The following is a 19,150-nucleotide window of genomic DNA, read 5'->3' on the forward strand; positions in this document are numbered from 1 at the left end:
GCGGAAATAAATCCCTGTTCGCTCACTCGATGTGGATCGCAGGACGGAAGGGCGTCGCCCGTCCCGCCCGCTCGAAGTCGGCGTCCGCCTCGACGGTCACCTCGATCTCCGCGTCGAACTCGCGTTCGAGGAAGTCCGACGCGTCGGCGTAGACCGCCCGCTCGTCGACCTCGCGCATGGCGTCGACCGTCGCCGCCTCGCGCCCGCGGACCGCCTCAGCCAGGTCGCCCACCAGCCGGTTCACCGCCTCGCCCCGCTCGCGTAGATCGGGATCCGCCATCACCTCGCCCATGACCGCGCCGACGTCGGGGGCGGTCGCGCGCTCGGCGTCGTCCGCGAGCGCCCGCTCGACCACGGCGTCGAACACGTCGCGCTTCCAGTCGTCGGCGACGGCGATCCGGACGCGCTCGGGGTCGGTGCCCGTCACCTCGACGATGTCGCGAACGTCGTCCGCGAGGCGGGCGATCAGTGCCTCGCGGAACTCGCTTCGCTCGTCACGCCACGCCTCGACCGCCGCGGGCCACTCGGTCGCCGGCTCGCCCGTCAGCCGCTCGTGGAGTTCGTTCGCGAGGAACGGGACGAACGGCGCGAGCAGGCGGAGGCGGGTGCGGAGCACCTCGCGGAGCGTCCAGCGTGCCCCCGCGCGGTCGAGGTCCGCGATCCCGGCCTCCCCGGAGCCCGCCCGCCGGCGGTACCACCGCAGGTGCTCCTCGAAGTTGTAGAAGGCCGCCTGGCTCGCGGTGCGCGTCTCGAAGCCGTCCATCGCGCGGGTCACGTCCGCGACGGTCGCCGCGAGCTTCGAGAGCAGCCAGCGGTCGACGTCCCGCAGGTCGGGACGCTCGTCGGGGGCGTCGGCCTCGATCACCGCCTCCGCGCGGGCGTAGAAACGGGTCAGTTGATCGCGCACGTCGCCGACGGCGTCGTCTCGCCAGTCGTAGTCCTGCCACGGTTCGGCGCTGTTGAGCAGGAAGAACCGGACGGTGTCCGCGCCGTACTCCTCGATGGCCGCCGCCGGGAGGACGACGTGGCCCTTCGAGGAGGACATCTTCTCGCCCTCGAGCAACCCCATGCCCATGACGGTGATCCCCCGCGGCCAGTTCGGCCGGTCGAACAGCTCGGCGTGGTGAAACAGGTAGAACGTCAGGTGGTTCGCGATGAGGTCGTTCGCGGAACAGCGGACGTCGACGGGATACCAGTAGTCCCACTCCTCGCGCAGGGCGAGCGCGCGGTCGTCCGGATTCTCGACGGCTTCCCTCCCGTAGAACAGCGTATCGAAGAACTCCCGCGTCAGGTCCTCCGGCGGGACGTCGCGCAGTCGGTGGACGATCGCGTAGTAGGCCATGTAGATCGTCGAGTCCGACAGCGGTTCGATGACGAAGTCGGGGTCCCACGGCAGGCGCGTGCCCAGCCCGTAGTTGCGGATGCAGGGCCACTCGTTCAGCCAGTCGATCGTGTGGTCGTACTGCTCGCGGGTGTTCTCGGGGATCGCCGTGAGCCCCTCGACCGCCTCGTGGGCCTCCGTCTTCCAGTCGGGATCGTCGTACCGCAGGAACCACGTCTCCTGTTCTGCCACCTCGACCTCCCCGCCGCAGCGGCAGATCACCTCCTCGGTGAACTCGTACATCGAGGTGAACGCGCCGCGGTCGACGAACTCCCGCTTCAGCGCCTCGCGGACGTCCTCGACGACTTCGCCCGCGTACTCGCCGTACTGCTCGCCGAGCACGCCCGCGTGGAACTCGCGGTTGTACACCTCCCGCGTGGCCTCAGCCAGCCGCGGGTCGGCAGAGGACTCGATGCCCCGCTCCTCGACGGCGTCGCGGGCCGGGAACTCGCCGTACCCCTCGACGGTCAGGATCGCGCGGGGTTCGATCGCCCGCACCGCCTCGGGATCGAGGCCGTGGGCCGCCATGCCCTCGGCGTCGGCCTTGGCCTCCCGCAGCGCCACCCAGTCGTCGGGGCTGTGCGCCGGGACGGACATCACCACGCCCGTCGCGTTGTCCGGGTCGACGAACGACGCCGGGAGCACGGGCACCGCCTCGTCCGTGACGGGGTTCGCGACGCGCTCGCCGACCAGCCGCTCGCCCGCGAACGCCTCCTCGACCTCGACCTCGCGTGCCTGCAGCCGGAGCTTCTCGACCGCCTCGCGGGAGACGACCCACGGCTCCCCGTCCACGCTCGCCCGGACGTACTCCGCGTCGGGGTTCACGAACGCGTTCGTCACGCCGTACACCGTCTCCGGGCGCAGGGTCGCCATCGGGACGACCGCCGATTTCTCGTCGCCGCTCGCCTCCCACTCGAACTCGATCAGCGTGTAGTCCTGGAACTCCGCCTCCTCGCCCTCCAGCAGGTCGTGGGTCGTGACGGGGTTGTTCTCGCGGGTGCAGTACTTCACCGGGTGGAGACCCTTCTCGAGCAGCCCGCGGTCGCGCAGGGTCTCGTACTGCCAGGTGATGAACTTCGAGTAGCGCTCGTCGTTGGTAGTGAACTCCCGCCGCCAGTCGATCGAGAGCCCGAGCGCCTTCATGTTCTTCTTGTAGTGGTTCTCGATGAAGTACCGGGCGAACCCCATCGGCGTCTCGAGTTCCTCCAGCGTCTCCTCGGGCACCTCGTAGGTGTCCCGGAGCAGCGAGAGCTGCTTCTCCTCGCCGCTCTTCAGGCGCTCTACGGCCCCCACGATGGGCGTGCCGGTCACGTGCCACGCGATGGGAAAGAGCACCGTGTCCCCCCGCAGGCGGCGGTAGCGCGCGTACACGTCCGGCACGGTGTACGTCCGGGCGTGCCCGATGTGCATCCCCCCCGACGGGTAGGGGTAGGGGACGGTGACGAACGTCGGGTCGGGGTCGTCCGTGGGGTCGGCCTCGTAGGTCCCCTTCTCCGCCCACCGCTCGCGCCACTTCTCCTCTACGGCGTGCGGGTCGTAGTCGCTCATGGGGGAGGAGAGACGGGCGAGCGGTAAAGAACTAGACGCCGATATCGTTCTCTGCATCCGTCGAAGGATCGATCACTCGGCGACGAAGACGTCTCGTCGCCCATCGTCGGTGAGTTCCGCCGGGTTCGGGAGAGACTCCGCGGGACGTTCAGTGGGATGTACCGTCCAGGAGCGTCCGGTGGCAGGTCGAACCCTTCTATCATTACTGGATCGTCCAGCGCACTACAGTAAAAATTTCCCCTCTGATTTTGAACATCCGTGGCCGCGTTGTGGCCATAGTACAACTATATGGGAAAATTTTCAATATGAGGCCGTGACGTAGCTCGGTACGATTCGCACACCCATGTACTGTAGCTCCCGTCTCGAGCCCTGCTCAAACCGCTTCGCTTCGACGGTGTGCCGGTCGCCACTCGTGGATACTGTGAGACCGTCGAAGGGTGAAACATCGAGTGCAATCGAGGCATGGCGTCGTCCGCGGCGCTTTCGCGGTGCGGTACCTTCGATCCCCTCGTCGTACGAGCATCGCTGACGAGGATGCGTTACTCGATCTCCGAGTACGACCTCGTCCGTACCTCCTCGTACAGGACCTCCTCGGGTGGCGCGGAGAACCACCCTACCTCGGCGATTTCGCCCTCACGAGGGCGGGGTTTTCCGTCGACGTACTTCCCGGTGAAGATCACGATGGCCTCACAGACGGCGGGAGCGTCGCCCTCGACGCACCGGTTTTCTATCCAGTGGACTTCGAGGACGCCCGTTATCCGACAGTCGACGCCCGCCTCCTCTCTGACTTCCCGCTTCGCGGCCCGCTCGTGCGTCTCGCCGGGTTCGACTTTTCCGCCCGGATCCGCCCATCCGTCGTCGCCGACGTTGCGAACGAGCAGTACCTCTCCCCGTTCGTTGGTCAGCCACACTCCGCCCCCGCCGAGTCCGCCGTTCTCGTAGCGCTCGACGATGGCTTCGTGCCGGGTGCGTGGGTGCTCCCACGTCTTGTCGATGACCTCGAACTCCCCGTGCTCCTCGGCCAGACGGCGTATCACCGCGCCGACCTGCGCTCTGCTCTCCTCGTAGACCGACATGAGGATGGACGGAGCGAGCGGTCTCGCTTCAGCCTTTCGGGACGCACGGTACGCTCCGCGTCGCGTTACCCGCCACTCCCTCACCGTCGAATGACAACATAAAGAACCCCGGCCCGACTAGGTACCGCAACTCCCTCTCCATCTATGCAGGAACAACGAGGATTCGACCACGCCGAGATCGAGCGGAAGTGGCAGGCGCGGTGGGCCGACGCGGGGGTCTACCGCACGCCGGACGACGCCGAGGACCCGACCTACGTGCTCGGGATGTTCCCCTACACGTCCGGCGAGTTGCACATGGGCCACGTCCGGAACTACACCATCACGGACGCCTACGCGCGGTTCGAGCGCATGCGGGGCGAGGAGGTGCTCCACCCGATGGGGTGGGACTCCTTCGGTCTGCCCGCCGAGAACGCGGCCATCGAGCACGATACCAACCCCAGAGACTGGACGCTCGACTGCATCGAGCGGATGCGCGAGCAGATGCAGGCGATGGGCTTCGGCTACGACTGGGAGCGCGAGATCGCCACCTGCCAGCCCGAGTACTACCGCTGGAACCAGTGGCTCTTCGAGCGCTTCTTCGAGGCCGGCCTCGTGGAGCGGAAGGCCAGCGAGGTCAACTGGTGTCCCTCCTGCGAGACGGTGCTCGCCGACGAGCAGGTGGAGGGCGAGGCGGAGCTGTGCTGGCGCTGTGACACGCCCGTCGAGCGCCGGGAACTGGACCAGTGGTTCCTGAAGATCACCGAGTACGCCGACGAACTCGAGGCGGCGCTCTCCGACCTGGACGGCTGGCCGGACAACGTCCGGCAGATGCAGCGCAACTGGATCGGCCGCCAGCCCGGCGCGACGCTTGAGTTTGATATCGAGGACTACGGCCCCGTGGAGGTGTTCACCACTCGCATCGACACGATCCACGGCGTCACGTTCTTCGCGCTCGCGCCGGGTCACGAGATCTCGCAAGCGCTCGCCGAGGAGGACGAGGACGTGCGTCGTTTCGTCGAGGAGGTGGCCGACCCCGAGGGCGACACCCCGCAGGGCGTGCGCACCGACCTCACCGCGACGAACCCCGTCACGGGCGACGAGGTGCCCGTCTTCGTCGCCGACTTCGTCCTCTCGGACGTGGGCACGGGCGCGCTGATGGGCGTGCCGGGCCACGACGAACGCGACCACGCCTTCGCGGAGGCGCAGGGAATCGACATCGTTCCCGTGATCGCACCCGCGGACGGGCGCGCGGACGAGCGCGCCCGATCGGCCGGGAACATCGAGATTCCGGACGTGAGCGAGGCGGCCTACACCGAGGACGGCGTGCTCGTGAACAGCGGGCGGTACTCCGGCATGGAGAGCGCCGCCGCGCGCGAGCGGCTGGTCGCCGACGTGAAGGGCGCGGCGGAGCACGTCCAGTACCGCCTGCGCGACTGGGGCATCTCCCGGCAGCGCTACTGGGGGACGCCGATACCGGTCGTCCACTGCCCGGAGTGCGGTCCCGTCCTCGTCCCGGAGGAGGACCTGCCCGTCGAGTTGCCCGAGTTCGTCCCGACCACGGGCAACCCGATCGCCGCGGTCGAGGAGTTCGTCCGCACGACCTGCCCCGAGTGCGGCGGCGAGGCGGAGCGCGAGACGGACACGATGGACACCTTCATGGACTCCTCGTGGTACTTCCTGCGCTACGTCTCGCCGGACGCGACGGACGCGCCCTACGACGTCGCGCGCGCGAACGACTGGATGCCCGTCGACCGGTACGTCGGCGGCATCGAGCACGCCGTGATGCACCTGCTCTACTCGCGGTTCGTCACGAAGGTCCTCGCGGACCTCGACATGCTCGAGCACCGCGAGCCGTTCTCGAACCTCGTCACGCAGGGGATGGTGCTCGCCGACGGCGAGAAGATGTCGAAGAGCAAGGGCAACGGCGTCTCGCCGCTCGAGATCGTCGAGCGCTACGGCGCGGACACCGCCCGTCTGTTCACCCTCCAGGCCGCCCAGCCCGAGCGCGACTTCGACTGGTCGGACAAGGGCGTCCAGTCCGCCCACGCCTTCCTCCAGCGGTTCGCCGAGCTTGTCGAGGCGTTCGATCCCGCGGCGGCGACCGGGGAGCGCGACGAGGTCGCCGAGTACGTCGCCCGCGAGATCGACGCCACCGTCGCGGCGGCCACCGAGGACTTCGAGACGCTCACGTTCAACACCGCGATCCGCGAGACGCGGTCGCTCGCGCGCCTGCTGCGACGGTACCGCGAGCACGCGACGCCCCACGCGGAGACGTTCGAGCGCGGCCTGCGCGCCGTCGTGAAGCTCCTCGCGCCGGTGGCTCCACACGTCAGCGAGGAGCTGTGGCGCGAACTCGACGCCGACGGCTTCGTCGCCGAGGCCCCGTGGCCCGAACCCGAGCGCGACGTGCGCGACCGCGAGCGCGTCCGCCGCCTCGTGGAGAACACCCGGGGCGACGTCCGCCAGATCGTCGACGTGGCGGGCATCGACGACCCCGAGCGCATCGAGGTGGTCGTCGCGCCCGAGTGGAAGCACCGCGCGCTCTCCATCGCGATCGAGAGCGACGCGCCGAACGTCATCGGCGAGATCATGGGCGACGAGGAGATCCGGGCGCAGGGGGACGCCGCGGCGTCCTACGGTCAGGACCTCCAGGACGAGCGGCAGTCGCTCACGCCCGCGCTGGCACCCGAGCGGGAGTACGAGGCGCTCCGGCGCGCGGCGTGGCTGCTCGAACGGGAGTTCGACGCCGAGGTTCGCGTCACCCGCGCTGGGGACGCGAGCGACGACCTCGCCGGCAAGGCCCGCCCCGGGCGGCCGGCGATCCGGATCGACTGAGGGCGCTCTGGTCGGCTTCGCGTAGTGGGAGAGATATAGCAGGGTACAAAATATTTACCAGCTCCAAATATACGTGCACCTCCATGTTGAGGTCCACGCTTCTAATCGTTACCCTCGCCGCCCTCGTCGTTTCTGCCGGTTGTATTGGTCCCGTGGAAAACGGCGGTTCGCCGTCTACACCCGATCGATCACCCGTCACACCGAAACCGACGCCGGATCGCCCGGATACGGTAACCAACGACTCCGTCGTCGATTATCTTGAACAGTACGAGCGGGTCCAGCGGTACAACGGCTTGATCGACGAAAATTTCTCCAACGCTGAACTGAGGTGTAACGCAATGCTGGTGAACAATACGAAGATGGGGTACTACCTCCGAGCCGGATGCGGCGGCGCTTCGTATTACGATCTAGACGGGGACGGTGAAGCGGCAGAGCATCAGGACATGGGGATCGACGATACCGATTACGTGGTAACGAACACCTCTACCCTGCGAATCAACCCCGAACAGAGGGTCGTCGAAACCCCTTTCGAGAGTAACCGGTCCTCACAGGACACCCCCCAGGAGGCGTTCGGGTCGTTCAGCGTGCTGAATTTCGACGACGATAGCGTATCTATCACGGTTACCATAGAGTACGTGGGGAACGGTTCGCCCGAATCGGCGCTCGACGCGACGTACGACCTGGAACCTACTTCGGGCTATGAAATCTACCGGGTAACCGAACAGCCGGGTACCTATCTCGTCACCGTAACCGTCGATTCGACGTCGTATCAGTATCGGTGGTCTCCGAAGACGGAAACGGACGCGAAGCCGTTCTCGATCGTCGTCTGGCCGGATCGAACAGTGACGTTCGAACCGCGTCCGGTGATCGAGTACTGAGACGATCGCATCGTCGTCTCTCGCGGCGGGCCTGTCTGTAAACGGAGAGAGAGCACTCCTTTATTACGTGTGTCGCAGCTAACGCACTCGTATCACGCCGTCGAGTTCGCGCTCGATCCGCCGAAGCGCGGCGCGGAGCGCCCCGACGGGTGGCGGGCGCTCGCCGCTCGAACCGCGGACGAGATCGCCGCGCTGTACTGATCGTCCGGTCGCGGATCGTCCGACGGGGATCCGTGACTGCGACTCCCCGACGGGGATCACTCGATGGGGATCGACTCCCCGCTGTCGGTGCTCTCCTTCGAGAGCGTGACCGTCAGGACGCCGTTGTTGTAGCTCGCGTTCGTCGAGGACGGGTCGACCCGCTCGGACAGGCGGACGCTGCGGGTGACCGACTCGCGCGTGCGCTCGCGGCGGACGTAGCTTCCCTCCTCCGCCTCCTCCTCCTCGGCGGAGCGCTCCGCCGAGACGACGAGCGTCGATCCCGACAGCCGAACGTCGATGTCCGACTTCTCGTAGCCGGGGAGGTCGGCGGTGACGACGAACGAGTCGTCCGTCTCGACGACGTCGATGGGCACGCCCTGCGTGAGGCCGGTGTCGAAGGTGCGCAGTCCCTCGTTCATCTCCTCGAACATGCGCTCGATCTCCTCGAACGGGTTTCGACGGGGCATATTCGCTCGTACGCCTCCATCCCGGATAAATTCTAGTACAGCACGTGCCGAGTGTCGTACGACCCGAGGCGACGGACCCAGCCGTCCTCGACGATCCCCTCGACGGCGTCGATGGCCTCCTGCGTGCGCTCCTCGTACAGGCCCGCCGCGACGTCGACGTGGAACACGTAGTCGCCGAGGCGCTCGCCGCTCGGGCGGGACTCGACGCGCGTCAGGTTGATGTCCCGCTCGGCGAACGGTTCGAGCAGTCGCAGCAGCAGGCCGGGGTAGTTCGTGTTCGGGTAGACCACCAGCGAGGTCTTCCCGCCCGCCTCCTCGCGCTCGTGTTCGGGGGCGACGACGACGAAGCGCGTCGCGTTCGACGTGCGATCCTGGATGTTCTCGGCGAGCACGCGCAGTCCGTCGCCCGCGTTGTCGGGGTGCCCGATCCCGGCGACGGACGGGTCCTCCCGCGCCTGTTCGACGCCGCGGGCGGTGCTGGCGACCGCCTCCCGGGCGACGTGCGGGTAGTTCTCCTCCAGGTAGCTGCGACACTGTGCGAGCGCCTGCGCGTGGCTGGCCACCACCTCGAAGTCCTCGCGCTGGGCGAGCAGGGCGTGCCGGATCGGCGTGACGATCTCCTGAACGACGGCCACGTCGTGGGTGGCGAGCGCGTCGAGGCTCTCGGTGACGCTCCCCTCGATGCTGTTCTCGATCGGGACGACGCCCCGCTCGACGCGCCCCTCGGCGACCGCCTCGACGATGTCGGTCACCGACTCGGCGAACGTGACCTCCTCGGCGATTGCGCGCGCGGCCCGGTGGGAGTACGTCCCCTCCGGACCGAGCGTGATGGCCTTCATGGGCCTTCGTCGTCGAGAGGGGCCTAAAACGCGTCGGCGGATCGGTACGACGGGGGGCGGTCGTCCGATCGGTCGCAACCCTTTTTCCCCCGTGGCTGGTTTCCTTCGTCGTTGACAGGGGCACTGCCGATTACCACCCCCGAGCGACCGGGGGTCGCGCGCCGTCGATGACGACCATCCGTCTCGCAACGCCGATCGATGCGCCAGCGGAGCGCGTCTTCGACCTCGCGCGGTGCGTCACCCTCCGCGAGAACGCGCTCCGACCGTACCGCCTCCGCGCCGCCGCCGGCGTGACCGGCGACTTCCTGCGGCCGGGGACCTCGCTCGTCTGGCGCGGTCGCTTCTTCGGCGTCCCCGTCTCCTACACGATGAAGCTCTCCACGTACAGCCGCCCGCGACACTTTCGCGAGCGCATGACCGAGGGCCCGTTCGAGCGCCTCATCCACGACCGCTTCTTCGAACCCCGAGAGGGGGATGGGACGCTCCTCCGCGACGTCTACACGTTCGAGTCGCCGCTCGGTCCGTTCGGGGAGGTCGTCGACGCCGTCTACTTCGAGGGGTATCTCGAACAGATCCTCGAAGTGGTCAACGCGGAGCTACGACGCGTCGCCGAGTCGGAGGAGTGGCGGCGCTACCTCGACGAGTAGGAGTAGGTGGTCGTCGTCCGCCGCTTACGGGTGACGGCGGGCGGGCCCGATACCTCGATCAGCGGTTCAGCGTGTGGATCGCGTGGCCCTGTGCGTTCTCCGCGGCCTCCATCACCGCCTCCGAGAGCGTCGGGTGGACGTGGATGGTGGCGGCGACGTCCTCCAGGGTCGCGCCCATCTCGATCGCCAGAGTGAGTTCGGCGACCAGTTCGGAGGCCTCCGGGGCCACGATCTGCGCGCCGAGGACGAACCCGCTCGGCCCGTCGGCGACGATGCGGACGAAACCGTCCCCCTCGTTCATCGTCAGCGCGCGCCCGCTCGCCCGCATCGGCATCTGGCCGACGACGGGTTCGAAGCCCGCCTCCTCGGCCTCGGCCTCCGTCATGCCGACGGTGCCGATCTCGGGGTCGGTGAACACCGCGGCCGGGACCGACTGGTAGTCGAGCGCCGACGGTTCGCCGGCGATGACCTCCGCGGCGACCTGGCCCTCCTTCATCGCCTTGTGCGCGAGCATCGGCTCGCCCGCGACGTCGCCGACGGCGTAGACGTGCTCGACGTTGGTCCGCGCGCGGTCGTCCGTCGGGACGAACCCCCGCTCGTCGGTCTCGACGCCCGCCGCCTCCAGGTTCAGCGTGTCCGTGACGGGGCTACGCCCGACCGCGACCAGCACCTTCTCCGCGCCGAACTCGCTCACGGTGCCCTCACCGTCCTCGGTGCGGACGGTGATGCCGTCGCCCGAGCGCTCCCAGTCCTTCGCGGCCTCGCCGAAGTGGAACTCGATGCCGAGGTCCTCCGCGCGGCTCCGGACGATCCGCGCCACGTCGTCCTCGTAGCCGGGCAGCGCCGAGTCGAGCATCTCGACGACGGTGACGTCCGTCCCGAGCTTCGCGAAGACGGTGCCGAGTTCCATCCCGATGTAGCCCGCGCCCACGACGACGAGGCTCTCCGGGAGCGTGTCGAGCGCCAGCGCGTGGCGCGAGGAGAGGACGTACTCGCCGTCGAACTCGAAGTTCGGGATCTGGACGGGCCGCGAGCCGGTCGAGATGATCGCGTGCTCGAACTCGATGGACTCCGAGCCCTGTCCCTCGCCGTCGTGGGCGACGCGCACCTTGCGCTCGTCCGCGAACTCCGCGGTCCCCTCGACGAGGTTGACGCCGTTGGCCTTACAGAGCTTCTCGACGCCCCCCGTCAACTGATCGACGACGCCGTCCTTCCACGACACCATCCCCTTCATGTCCACGGCGGGGTCGGCGTGGATGCCCATCTCCTCCGCCTCCCGGGCGGCGTAGGCGACGTCCGACGCCGTCACCAGCGCCTTCGACGGGATGCAGCCGTAGTTCAGACAGGTCCCCCCGTAGGCGTCCCGCTCGACGAGCGTCGTGTCCAGCCCCAGTTGCGCGGCGCGGATGGCGGCCACGTACCCGCCGGGTCCCGCGCCGACGACGAGGACCTCCGTTCCAGTCGCGATGTCTCCGACCACCATGACGTGTGCAGTATTTGCCGCGCGGGGTAAGGCTGTATGGGTTTCCTCGCGGAGGGTTTGCCCTGCCGGGCTGAACGCGAGGGCTTCCGAGGTCACCGACTCGCGATCGCCGGCACGGAGAAACGAGAAACGAAGTCGCCGCCGGCCTACTCCAGCAGGAGTAGCGACGGGTCCTCCAGGTACTCCATCACCCGGTTCGTGAAGGCGGCGGCCTGCGCGCCGTCGATGACGCGGTGATCGATGGAGAGCGAGAGCGTCATCACGTAGCGCGGGACGACCTCGCCGCTCACGGCCGTCCCGTTCTCTCGGTGGGCCCCCGACGCGTCGCTCTCCACCACGCGCGGTTTCTTCTTGATCGCGCCCAGCCCGAGGATGGCCGTCTCGGGGTAGTTGATGATGGGGGTGGCGTACTCGCCGCCGATCGCCCCGAAGTTGGTGATGGTGAACGTCCCGCCCTGCATCTCCTCGCGCGAGATGGTGCGCTCGCGGGCCTTCTCGACGAGGTCGCTCAGCTCCGAGGACAGCCGTAGCATGCCCTTCCGGTCCGCGTTCCGGATGACGGGGACCATCAGCCCCGCGTCGGTCGCGACGGCGACGCCGACGTTGTAGTCCTTCCGGAGGACGATCTCCTCCGCCTCCTCGTCGAGCGTGGAGTTGAGGTAGGGGAACTCGCGCAGCGCCGCGACGACCGCCCGAATGACGAACGGCATGTACGTGAGCGAGACGCCGCGCTCGGCGGCGACCTCCTTCAGTTCGCTCCGGACCGCGACGAGTTCGGTCACGTCCACCTCGTCGTGGTGGGTGACGTGCGGCGCGGTGTACTTCGAGCGCGCCATCTGCGCGCCGATGGTGCGCCGGATGCCGCGGTAGGGGACGCGCTCGTCCTCGGCGGCCTCGTACCGCTCGGGCGAGACGCCAGCGGGTGCCGCACCGATCGCGGCGGCGTCCGCGGCCTGAGCCTCCTCCTGGGCCTCGGCGTAGGCGACGACCTGCTCGGGCGCGACGAACGGCCGGCCGTCGCGCTCCTCGTCGGTGGGGACGGCGTTCAGGTCGACGCCGCGCTCCTCGGCCAGTCGCCGCGTGGCGGGGGCGGCGAGCGTCCGATCCCGCTCGGCCACCTCGACGGCCGAGGCGGCGGGCGCACTCACGTCCGCCCCCCCCGCCCCCGCGCCGTCGTCGCTCGCGCGGCCGGCGGCGGATCCCCCGCGCTCTGCCTCCGGTTCGGGGGCCTGGGACGCCTCGGCCTCGCCCGCGCCCTCGGCGTGCGCGCGCACGTCGGCCTCGCCGACGCGTCCGCCGGGGCCGGACCCCTCCACCTCGGCGATGTCGACGCCGAGTTCGCGCGCCAGCCGCCGCGCGCTGGGTGCGGCGAAGACGCGTCCCTCGGGGGTTGACACCTCCTCGGTCCCGCCGCCGGGGACCTCCTCCGCGGCACCCGCCGCCGCCTCGGGTTCCGGTCGCCCGGTCTCGGGTTCCTCGGCCGCCTCGCCGCCCTCGGTCTCGAAGACGATGATGACCTCGCCGACGGGGACGACCTCGCCCGCCTCGGCGCGGATCTCCTTCACCGTCCCGTCGACGGGGGAGGGGACCTCGACGACCGCCTTGTCGGTCTCGGCCTCCGCGACCGGCTGGTCTTCCGTGACCGCGTCGCCCTCCTCGACGAGCCAGCCGACGATCTCCGCCTCCGTCAGCCCCTCGCCAACGTCCGGGAGCTTGAATTCTCGCGTCGCCATGGTCTAGAACTCGTGGGCCTCCCGGATACCGTCCTCGATGCGCGCGGCCTCGGGGAGGTAGTAGTCCTCCAGCGCGTACAGCGGGAAGGGCACGTCGAAGCCCGTCACGCGCGTGATCGGTGCCTCCTGGTACAGCAGCGCTTCCTCCTGGAGGGTGGCGGTGATCTCGCCGGCCAGCCCGCCGGTCTTCGGGGCCTCGTGGACGACGACCGCGCGGCCCGTCTTCTCGAACGACTCGACGATCGTCGCCTCGTCGAGCGGCGAGAGCGTCCGCAGGTCGACGACCTCGACGTCGATCTCGCCGGCCAGGTTCTCAGCGGCCTCCATCGTCGCCCGCGTCATCGCGCCCCACGTGAACACGCTCACGTCCTCGCCCTCGCGGCGCACGTCGGCCTCGCCGAGCGAGACGGTGTACGTCTCGTCGGGTACCGCCTCGCGGAACGCGCGGTAGATGAGCTTCGGCTCGAGGAAGATCACCGGGTCCGGGTCGCGGATCGCGCTCGCGAGCAGCCCCTTCGCGTCGTAGGGCGTGCTCGGGACGACGACCTTCAGGCCGGGTTCGTGGACGTAGAACGCCTCCTTCGACTCGGAGTGGTGCTCGGGCGCGCGGATGCCGCCGCCGTAGGGGGCGCGCACGACCAGCGGACAGGAGAAGCGTCCCCGCGACCGGTTTCGGAGCCGGGCGGCGTGACTGACGATCTGGTCGAAGGCGGGGTACATGAACCCCGAGAACTGCATCTCCGCGACCGGGCGGAGGCCGTAGGCCGCCATCCCGACCGCGGTGCCGGCGATGCCCGACTCCGCGAGCGGCGTGTCGATGACGCGGTCGCCGCCGAACTCGTCGTAGAGTCCCTGCGTGGCGCGGAAGACGCCGCCGTTCTTCCCGACGTCCTCGCCCATCACGATCACGTCCTCGTCGCGCTCCATCTCCCCGTGCAGACCGTCGCGGACGGCCTGCACGAGCGTGAGGTTCTGCGTCGCCGTCCGTTGCTCCTGTTGACTCATTCTAGTAGTTCCTCGTCGCCGTGGCGTTCGCGGAGTCGTTCCAGGTAGTCGAGTTGCTGGCGGAGGCGCTCTGGCATGTCCGCGTAGACGTACGCGAACATGTCCGCCGGGTCGGGCCGCTCGATGGACTCGGCGACGTCGATCGCCTCCGCGACTTCCGCCTCGACGGACTCGGTGACGGCGTCCACGCGCTCGTCGTTGAGGACGCCCCGGTCGCGGAGGAACGACTCCAGCCGCGGGATCGGGTCCTTGCGCTTCCACTCCTCTACCTCCTCCTCCTCGCGGTAGACCGAGGGGTCGTCGGCGGTCGTGTGCGCGCCGAAGCGGTACTGGACCGCCTCGATCAGCGTCGGCCGGCTCTCCCCGTCGCCGGGATCCTTTGCCTTCTCGACGGCGTCGCGCGTCACCTGGTAGACCGCGAGCGGGTCCATTCCGTCGACCTGGACCCCCTCGAACCCGTAGGCGATGGCCTTCTGGGCGATCGTCTCGCTCGCGGTCTGGCGTTCGCGAGGGACCGAGATGGCCCACTGGTTGTTGTTGCAGAAGAAGACCGTCGGCGTGTCGAAGACGCCCGCGAAGTTGAGTCCCTCGTGGAAGTCGCCCTCGCTGGTGCCGCCGTCGCCGAAGTAACAGAGGAACGCCTGGCGCTCGCCCTTGAGCTTCGCCGCCCACGCGAGGCCGGTGGCGTGGAGGATCTGCGTCGCGATCGGGACGGCGATGGTGAAGACGTTCTGGCCGGCCATCCGGTTCCCGCGCTCGTCGCCCATCCAGTAGCGAAGCGTCTCCTCGAAGCCGACGCCGCGCGTGTAGGCGGCGGCGTGCTCGCGGTAACTCGGGATCAGCCAGTCGTCCGCGTCGAGCGCGAACGCCGACCCGATCTGTGCGCCCTCCTGCCCCGACAGCGGCGGGTAGGTACCCATCCGACCCTGGCGCTGGAGGCTCACCGCGCGCGTGTCGAAGTGGCGCGCCAGCCGCATCTGCCTGTACATCTCGACCATCGACTCGTCGTCGAGGTCGGGCACCTCGGCTCCCTCGAGCACGCGCCCGTCCTCGTCGAGGACCTGCACGCGCTCCCGGGGATCGCGCTGGAGCGTACTCATACCGCCCTCCATGACATACCACGAGTCCCGCCGCTGGCAGTATAGTAGTTTCGTAAAAACGTTTCTCTTATGCTGATTCTTGCCGCCCGAACGGGGATACCGTCGAACTGTGTCGAGGAGATCGGAAACTATCCGACGACATCAGGAATTCTACGGACGAAAATTGGACGAAACGGCGTCAGACGCGACCCCGATGCCGGAGTTCTGGACGATCGTTCGTTCGGATCTGCGGAGACGGTCCTCGAACGGTCGGGGTGCGAGGAAGATGTAGTCTCGCGCACCGCATCACGCTACGAGAGTGCTAGAGCGTGTTCCGAGAGATCGCTTTCGCTCCGAGAGTTGGTGGATCAGATGGTACGGGATGGGAACGGACGGCAAGCAGTTCCTCGAAATGCCGATCGACGGCATCTCTGAGGTGGGGTTAGATCACGTTAGTAGGGAGTTCTGCACCGTGTTCGACCAGTTCGTTATCGAACGAAACGAGGGTAGCATCGATGGCATCGGCGGCTGTGAGGATGAGGGCGTCCATCGGATAAAGAAGCGTCTCGGACTGGAGTTCGTTGGCTGCCATCATGTCTGATGCATCAGGGAACGTGACCGTGGTGCGGGAGATGATCCGAGCCTCGATTCGATCGATCCGGTCGCGTTCGAACTGCTTCTTTTTCGTCAGAACGCTCCGGGTCTCCATTAAACTCAGCACAGAGACGTACGTTTCGTCGGCTTCGTTGAGTACTTCGATTGCGTCGTCGGATCGTTTAGTATCACGTGTAACTGCAGCAATCAGAATATTCGTGTCGAGAAGTAGTTTCATAACCGTTCTCGAACGTCACGAACGGCCTCTACGGAATCGACATCGATATCGACAGCCAACTCCGCGAGTGCATCGCCGAGCGGGACAGTCGTATCATCTTCGGAGTCCGAAGTCATGAACGGCTTGAAGTCGTCCGTAGTGAGGCTCATGCAATTTGATTGAACTGCTGCTTGGAAAAGCTTGCTGGTGGAACGGCTTCACGATCGTTATCGGTCGAGAGTCGCTCGAATTTCGAGCGGGGACGTCAGCACCCATCACCACGCTCTACGCCATCCTTATTATCGATTGACCTGAACGTCGTCCATGGTCGTCTCGACCGACTCCGTCTGGGAATCCCTCGCGGACCTGTTCGAGGAGGAGTACGACGACGTCACCGTCTACGGCGACGCCGACGGGCGGGCGGTCCTCCACGAGGGACCCGTTCGCGTCCGTGCGAACGGCTGGGTCGACCTCCCGACCGGTCGCCTCCTGTCGCCCGCGGCCGTCCACCACGTCGACGTCCAGTCGTCGGGCGACCCCGACGACGCCGTCGGTCGGTCGTAGGACCGCCGAGCGCGCTCAGTCGCCCGTCTCCGCCCGGGCGACCGCGCGCGCCTCCTCGACGCTCCGGCCCTCCCGGAGGAGGGCGTCGACGAACAGCTCGCCCGCCTTGTACGACGACCGGACGAGTGGACCGCTGGCGCAGTAGAGGAAGTCGAACTCCTCCTCGGCCACGTCGCGCCACGTGTCGAACTTGTCGGGGTGGACGAACTCGCTCACCTCCAGGTGGCGGCGCGAGGGCTGGAGGTACTGGCCGAAGGTGAGGACGTCGACGCCCACCTCCCGGAGGTCGCCCATCGTCTGGTAGACCTCGTGGTCGTACTCGCCGACGCCGAGCATGAGCGAGGTCTTGGTGTAGATCGTCGACTCCTCGTCGACCCGCTCGAGCACCGAGAGCGACTGCTCGTAGTTCGCCCGCCGGTCGCGCACGGGCCACTGGAGGCGCTCGACCGTCTCGACGTTGTGCGCGATCACGTCGGGCCGCGCGTCGACGATGCGGTCGACGCACTCCGGATCGCCCCGGAAGTCCGGTATCAGCACCTCCACGAGGATCGAGGGGTCCCGCTCCTTGATCTCGCGGATCGTCCGCGCGAAGTGGCCGGACCCCTGATCCGGCAGGTCGTCCCGGTCCACCGACGTGAGCACGACGTAGTCGAGACCGATCTCGGTCACCGCCTCGGCGACGTTCGCCGGTTCGTCCTCGTCGAGCGGCTCCATCCCGCCGGTCTTCACGTCGCAGAAGTTACAGCCCCGCGAGCAGCGATCGCCCATCAGCATGAACGTCGCCGTCCCCGGCCCGTCGCGCCCGCTCCAGCACTCCCCGAGGTTCGGACAGTTGGCCTCCTCGCAGACCGTGTGCAGGTCGCGGTCCCGGAGGGTCCGCTTGATCTCGGCGAAGCGCTGGCCCGACGGCGGCCGCATCTTCAGCCAGTCGGGCTTGCGCGCGTGACTCATACGCCCTCCTCCGACGGCCTCGGACTAAAACCTGCGGTTCACCCGGGAGACGGCCGCCGTCCGTCGATCGTCGCGTTCGTCGCTACTCATCAAATGAATTGCAAAAATTAATAACTGTTATGCTAAAACAGTGCATAAATGCTCGACCTCTCGTCCGACGACATCACCGAGGGGCCGGTCCTGCGGGCGCTCCTCGTGCTTGCGGCCCCGCTGCTCGTGCAGAACGTCGTCCAGGTGTTCCAGCAGATCATCGACCTGTTCTGGGTCGGTCGCCTCGCCAACGCCGACGCGGCCGTCGCGGCCGTCGGACTGGTGACGCCGCTGCAGGCGCTCGTCTTCGGCGTCGCGCTCTTCATCCCGTTCGTGGGGACGCAGGTGCTCGTCGCCCAGCGGATCGGCGCGGACGACGCCTCGGGCGCGCGTCGAGGGGCCGCCACCGGGTTCCTCACCGCGCTCGGACTGGGCCTCGGGGTCGGTCTGCTCGCCGTCGCGCTCGCGCCGACGCTCGTCGACCTGATCACGAGCACGCGGCCGGACGCGGCCGTCGAGTCCGTCGAGTCGCTCGCCGTCGGCTACTTCAGCGTCCTGATGCTCGGGCTGCCGGTGCTCACGCTCTCCGACACCACCGAGGCCGCGTTCGTCGGCTGGGGCGACGCGCGCGTCGCGCTCTACATGAACCTCCTCGCGATCGGCGTCAACGCGCTGCTCGATCCGATCCTCATCTTCGGCTTCGACGTGAACCCCGCGCTCGCGGCGCTCGGTCTCGAGGGGCTCTCCGCCTCGCTGTACGACGCGACGGGCTTCGCGGGGCTGGGCGTCGAGGGGGCGGCGCTGGCGACGATCGTCGGCTACGCGCTCGGGTTCCTCCTCGGCGCGACGTTCCTCCTCGCCGGGCGCAACGGCGGGATGCTCTCCCGGGAGGCGTTCGACGTCGAGGTCCCGGAGTTCCGCGAACTGTTCGACGTCGGTCTCCCGGTCGCCGGACAGCACGTCGCGAAGCAGATGGCCGACCTCGTGCTCGTGGTCGTCGCGTTCACCCTCGGCGGCGCGGCGGGCCTCGCGGCGTACTTCGTCGGGTTCCGCGTCGCGGGGGTCGCCACGATCCCGTCGTCGAGCCTCCAGCAGGCCGCCCAGAGCGTCGTCGGACAGAACCTCGGGGCGGGGCTGGTCGAGCGCGCCCGCGCGGCGACCTGGCGCGGTGCCGCCGTCGCCGCCCTCGTCCTCGGCGCGCTCGGCGTCGCCCAGTGGTTCGCGCCGACGGTCATCGTCGACGCGCTCGCCCCGCAACTGGAGGGGCGTGCGCTCGACCTCACGGTTCTCTACCTCCGGATCCTCGCCGTCGGATACCCCGCGATCGGCGCGGCCTACCTCTTCCAGGCGGGGTTCAACGGGGCGAGTCGCACCCGGACGAGTTTCGTCGCCAGCCTCCTGCAGTACTGGGGCGTGCGCCTCCCGATCGCGGTCGTCGGCGGACTGGTGCTCGTGACGGGCGTCGAGGCCGTCTTCTGGGCGGTCACCGTCTCGAACGTCGTCGCGGCGGTCGGCCTCGGCGCGTACTACCACTACTCCGCCGAGAACGGGCTGTTCGACCTCCCCGAGGAGGGCGTCGCGGCCGACTGATCCGCGTACCCGCCGGCGGAGAGAAACCCCTTTCATCGCTCGCACCTCCCATC

The 19,150-nt window shown here is 68.3% G+C and carries 17 protein-coding genes; 6 read left to right on the forward strand and 11 right to left on the reverse strand.

Annotated features, from left to right (window positions below):
• Nucleotides 1-22: 22 nt before the first annotated feature.
• Both leuS (NKI68_RS09865) and NKI68_RS09870 read right to left on the reverse strand, forming a co-directional pair.
• Nucleotides 23-2,929 (reverse strand): leucine--tRNA ligase, encoded by a 2,907-nt coding sequence (gene leuS, locus NKI68_RS09865; RefSeq protein WP_254542883.1) that lies wholly within the window; start codon nt 2,927-2,929, stop codon nt 23-25.
• A gap of 539 nt (nt 2,930-3,468) precedes the next feature.
• A complete protein-coding gene (locus tag NKI68_RS09870) occupies nt 3,469-4,005 on the reverse strand; it encodes an NUDIX domain-containing protein (protein ID WP_254542884.1) in 537 nt (178 codons plus the stop codon).
• A gap of 144 nt (nt 4,006-4,149) precedes the next feature.
• Between NKI68_RS09870 and leuS (NKI68_RS09875) the strand changes: the two genes are divergently transcribed.
• The 3 genes from leuS (NKI68_RS09875) to NKI68_RS23560 all read left to right on the forward strand — a co-directional run bounded on the left by leuS (NKI68_RS09875) (nt 4,150) and on the right by NKI68_RS23560 (nt 7,898).
• A complete protein-coding gene (gene leuS, locus NKI68_RS09875; RefSeq protein ID WP_254542885.1) occupies nt 4,150-6,819 on the forward strand; it encodes a leucine--tRNA ligase in 2,670 nt (889 codons plus the stop codon).
• A gap of 83 nt (nt 6,820-6,902) precedes the next feature.
• Entirely contained in the window at nt 6,903-7,697 is a 795-nt protein-coding gene (locus NKI68_RS09880; protein WP_254542886.1) for a hypothetical protein, read from the forward strand.
• A 69-nt stretch (nt 7,698-7,766) separates the two neighbouring features.
• The gene (locus NKI68_RS23560) at nt 7,767-7,898 is read left to right on the forward strand and encodes a hypothetical protein (RefSeq protein ID WP_256562578.1); all 132 of its coding nucleotides are present in this window, start codon (nt 7,767-7,769) and stop codon (nt 7,896-7,898) included.
• A 56-nt stretch (nt 7,899-7,954) separates the two neighbouring features.
• On the opposite strand, the gene NKI68_RS09885 is transcribed toward NKI68_RS23560, so the two are convergent.
• Nucleotides 7,955-8,365 (reverse strand): Hsp20/alpha crystallin family protein, encoded by a 411-nt coding sequence (locus tag NKI68_RS09885; protein WP_254542887.1) that lies wholly within the window; start codon nt 8,363-8,365, stop codon nt 7,955-7,957.
• A gap of 32 nt (nt 8,366-8,397) precedes the next feature.
• Complete coding sequence (gene pheA / locus NKI68_RS09890) at nt 8,398-9,204, reverse strand: prephenate dehydratase (protein WP_254542888.1); 807 nt, start codon at nt 9,202-9,204, stop codon at nt 8,398-8,400.
• 167 nt (nt 9,205-9,371) lie between these two features.
• Here pheA and NKI68_RS09895 point away from each other — a divergent pair, with 167 nt between their 5' ends.
• Entirely contained in the window at nt 9,372-9,851 is a 480-nt protein-coding gene (locus NKI68_RS09895) for an SRPBCC family protein (RefSeq protein ID WP_254542889.1), read from the forward strand.
• A gap of 58 nt (nt 9,852-9,909) precedes the next feature.
• On the opposite strand, the gene lpdA is transcribed toward NKI68_RS09895, so the two are convergent.
• From lpdA to NKI68_RS09925, 6 genes are all read right to left on the reverse strand, one after another.
• The gene (lpdA, locus tag NKI68_RS09900; RefSeq protein ID WP_254542890.1) at nt 9,910-11,334 is read right to left on the reverse strand and encodes a dihydrolipoyl dehydrogenase; all 1,425 of its coding nucleotides are present in this window, start codon (nt 11,332-11,334) and stop codon (nt 9,910-9,912) included.
• Nucleotides 11,335-11,480: 146 nt separating this feature from the next.
• The gene (locus tag NKI68_RS09905; RefSeq protein WP_254542891.1) at nt 11,481-13,067 is read right to left on the reverse strand and encodes a dihydrolipoamide acetyltransferase family protein; all 1,587 of its coding nucleotides are present in this window, start codon (nt 13,065-13,067) and stop codon (nt 11,481-11,483) included.
• A gap of 3 nt (nt 13,068-13,070) precedes the next feature.
• Nucleotides 13,071-14,072: an alpha-ketoacid dehydrogenase subunit beta gene (locus NKI68_RS09910; RefSeq protein WP_256562579.1), complete on the reverse strand. Its 1,002-nt coding sequence runs from the start codon at nt 14,070-14,072 to the stop codon at nt 13,071-13,073.
• Nucleotides 14,069-15,172, reverse strand: coding sequence for a pyruvate dehydrogenase (acetyl-transferring) E1 component subunit alpha (pdhA, locus tag NKI68_RS09915; RefSeq protein ID WP_254542892.1), 1,104 nt, complete (start codon nt 15,170-15,172; stop codon nt 14,069-14,071). Before pdhA ends, NKI68_RS09910 begins: the two co-directional genes overlap by 4 nt.
• Before the next feature lie 421 nt (nt 15,173-15,593).
• Nucleotides 15,594-15,983: a type II toxin-antitoxin system VapC family toxin gene (locus tag NKI68_RS09920; protein WP_254542893.1), complete on the reverse strand. Its 390-nt coding sequence runs from the start codon at nt 15,981-15,983 to the stop codon at nt 15,594-15,596.
• Nucleotides 15,980-16,132 carry a hypothetical protein gene (locus tag NKI68_RS09925; protein ID WP_254542894.1) on the reverse strand — a complete coding sequence of 51 codons (153 nt, stop codon included), beginning with the start codon at nt 16,130-16,132 and terminating at the stop codon, nt 15,980-15,982. Before NKI68_RS09925 ends, NKI68_RS09920 begins: the two co-directional genes overlap by 4 nt.
• Nucleotides 16,133-16,286: 154 nt before the next feature.
• On the opposite strand from NKI68_RS09925, the gene NKI68_RS09930 reads away from it, so the two are divergent.
• Nucleotides 16,287-16,526, forward strand: coding sequence for a hypothetical protein (locus tag NKI68_RS09930; protein ID WP_254542895.1), 240 nt, complete (start codon nt 16,287-16,289; stop codon nt 16,524-16,526).
• 15 nt (nt 16,527-16,541) lie between these two features.
• On the opposite strand, the gene lipA is transcribed toward NKI68_RS09930, so the two are convergent.
• Nucleotides 16,542-17,477 carry a lipoyl synthase gene (lipA, locus tag NKI68_RS09935; RefSeq protein WP_254542896.1) on the reverse strand — a complete coding sequence of 312 codons (936 nt, stop codon included), beginning with the start codon at nt 17,475-17,477 and terminating at the stop codon, nt 16,542-16,544.
• A 138-nt stretch (nt 17,478-17,615) separates the two neighbouring features.
• On the opposite strand from lipA, the gene NKI68_RS09940 reads away from it, so the two are divergent.
• Nucleotides 17,616-19,097, forward strand: a complete 1,482-nt coding sequence (locus NKI68_RS09940; protein WP_254542897.1) for an MATE family efflux transporter — start codon at nt 17,616-17,618, stop codon at nt 19,095-19,097.
• The last annotated feature ends 53 nt before the right edge of the window (nt 19,098-19,150 follow it).

This window comes from Halomarina pelagica (assembly GCF_024228315.1).
Classification (GTDB): Archaea; Halobacteriota; Halobacteria; order Halobacteriales; family Haloarculaceae; genus Halomarina; species Halomarina pelagica.

Coding starts and splice junctions, on each gene's coding strand:
- NKI68_RS09905 (WP_254542891.1), bottom strand. CDS start 13,067: ATGGCGACGCGAGAATTCAAGCTCCCGGACGTTGGCGAGGGGCTGACG.
- NKI68_RS09895 (WP_254542889.1), top strand. CDS start 9,372: ATGACGACCATCCGTCTCGCAACGCCGATCGATGCGCCAGCGGAGCGC.
- pdhA (WP_254542892.1), bottom strand. CDS start 15,172: ATGAGTACGCTCCAGCGCGATCCCCGGGAGCGCGTGCAGGTCCTCGAC.
- NKI68_RS09880 (WP_254542886.1), top strand. CDS start 6,903: ATGTTGAGGTCCACGCTTCTAATCGTTACCCTCGCCGCCCTCGTCGTT.
- NKI68_RS09925 (WP_254542894.1), bottom strand. CDS start 16,132: ATGAGCCTCACTACGGACGACTTCAAGCCGTTCATGACTTCGGACTCC.
- lpdA (WP_254542890.1), bottom strand. CDS start 11,334: ATGGTGGTCGGAGACATCGCGACTGGAACGGAGGTCCTCGTCGTCGGC.
- NKI68_RS09870 (WP_254542884.1), bottom strand. CDS start 4,005: ATGTCGGTCTACGAGGAGAGCAGAGCGCAGGTCGGCGCGGTGATACGC.
- NKI68_RS09940 (WP_254542897.1), top strand. CDS start 17,616: ATGCTCGACCTCTCGTCCGACGACATCACCGAGGGGCCGGTCCTGCGG.
- NKI68_RS09885 (WP_254542887.1), bottom strand. CDS start 8,365: ATGCCCCGTCGAAACCCGTTCGAGGAGATCGAGCGCATGTTCGAGGAG.
- NKI68_RS09920 (WP_254542893.1), bottom strand. CDS start 15,983: ATGAAACTACTTCTCGACACGAATATTCTGATTGCTGCAGTTACACGT.
- lipA (WP_254542896.1), bottom strand. CDS start 17,477: ATGAGTCACGCGCGCAAGCCCGACTGGCTGAAGATGCGGCCGCCGTCG.
- NKI68_RS09930 (WP_254542895.1), top strand. CDS start 16,287: ATGGTCGTCTCGACCGACTCCGTCTGGGAATCCCTCGCGGACCTGTTC.
- NKI68_RS09910 (WP_256562579.1), bottom strand. CDS start 14,072: ATGAGTCAACAGGAGCAACGGACGGCGACGCAGAACCTCACGCTCGTG.
- pheA (WP_254542888.1), bottom strand. CDS start 9,204: ATGAAGGCCATCACGCTCGGTCCGGAGGGGACGTACTCCCACCGGGCC.
- leuS (WP_254542885.1), top strand. CDS start 4,150: ATGCAGGAACAACGAGGATTCGACCACGCCGAGATCGAGCGGAAGTGG.
- leuS (WP_254542883.1), bottom strand. CDS start 2,929: ATGAGCGACTACGACCCGCACGCCGTAGAGGAGAAGTGGCGCGAGCGG.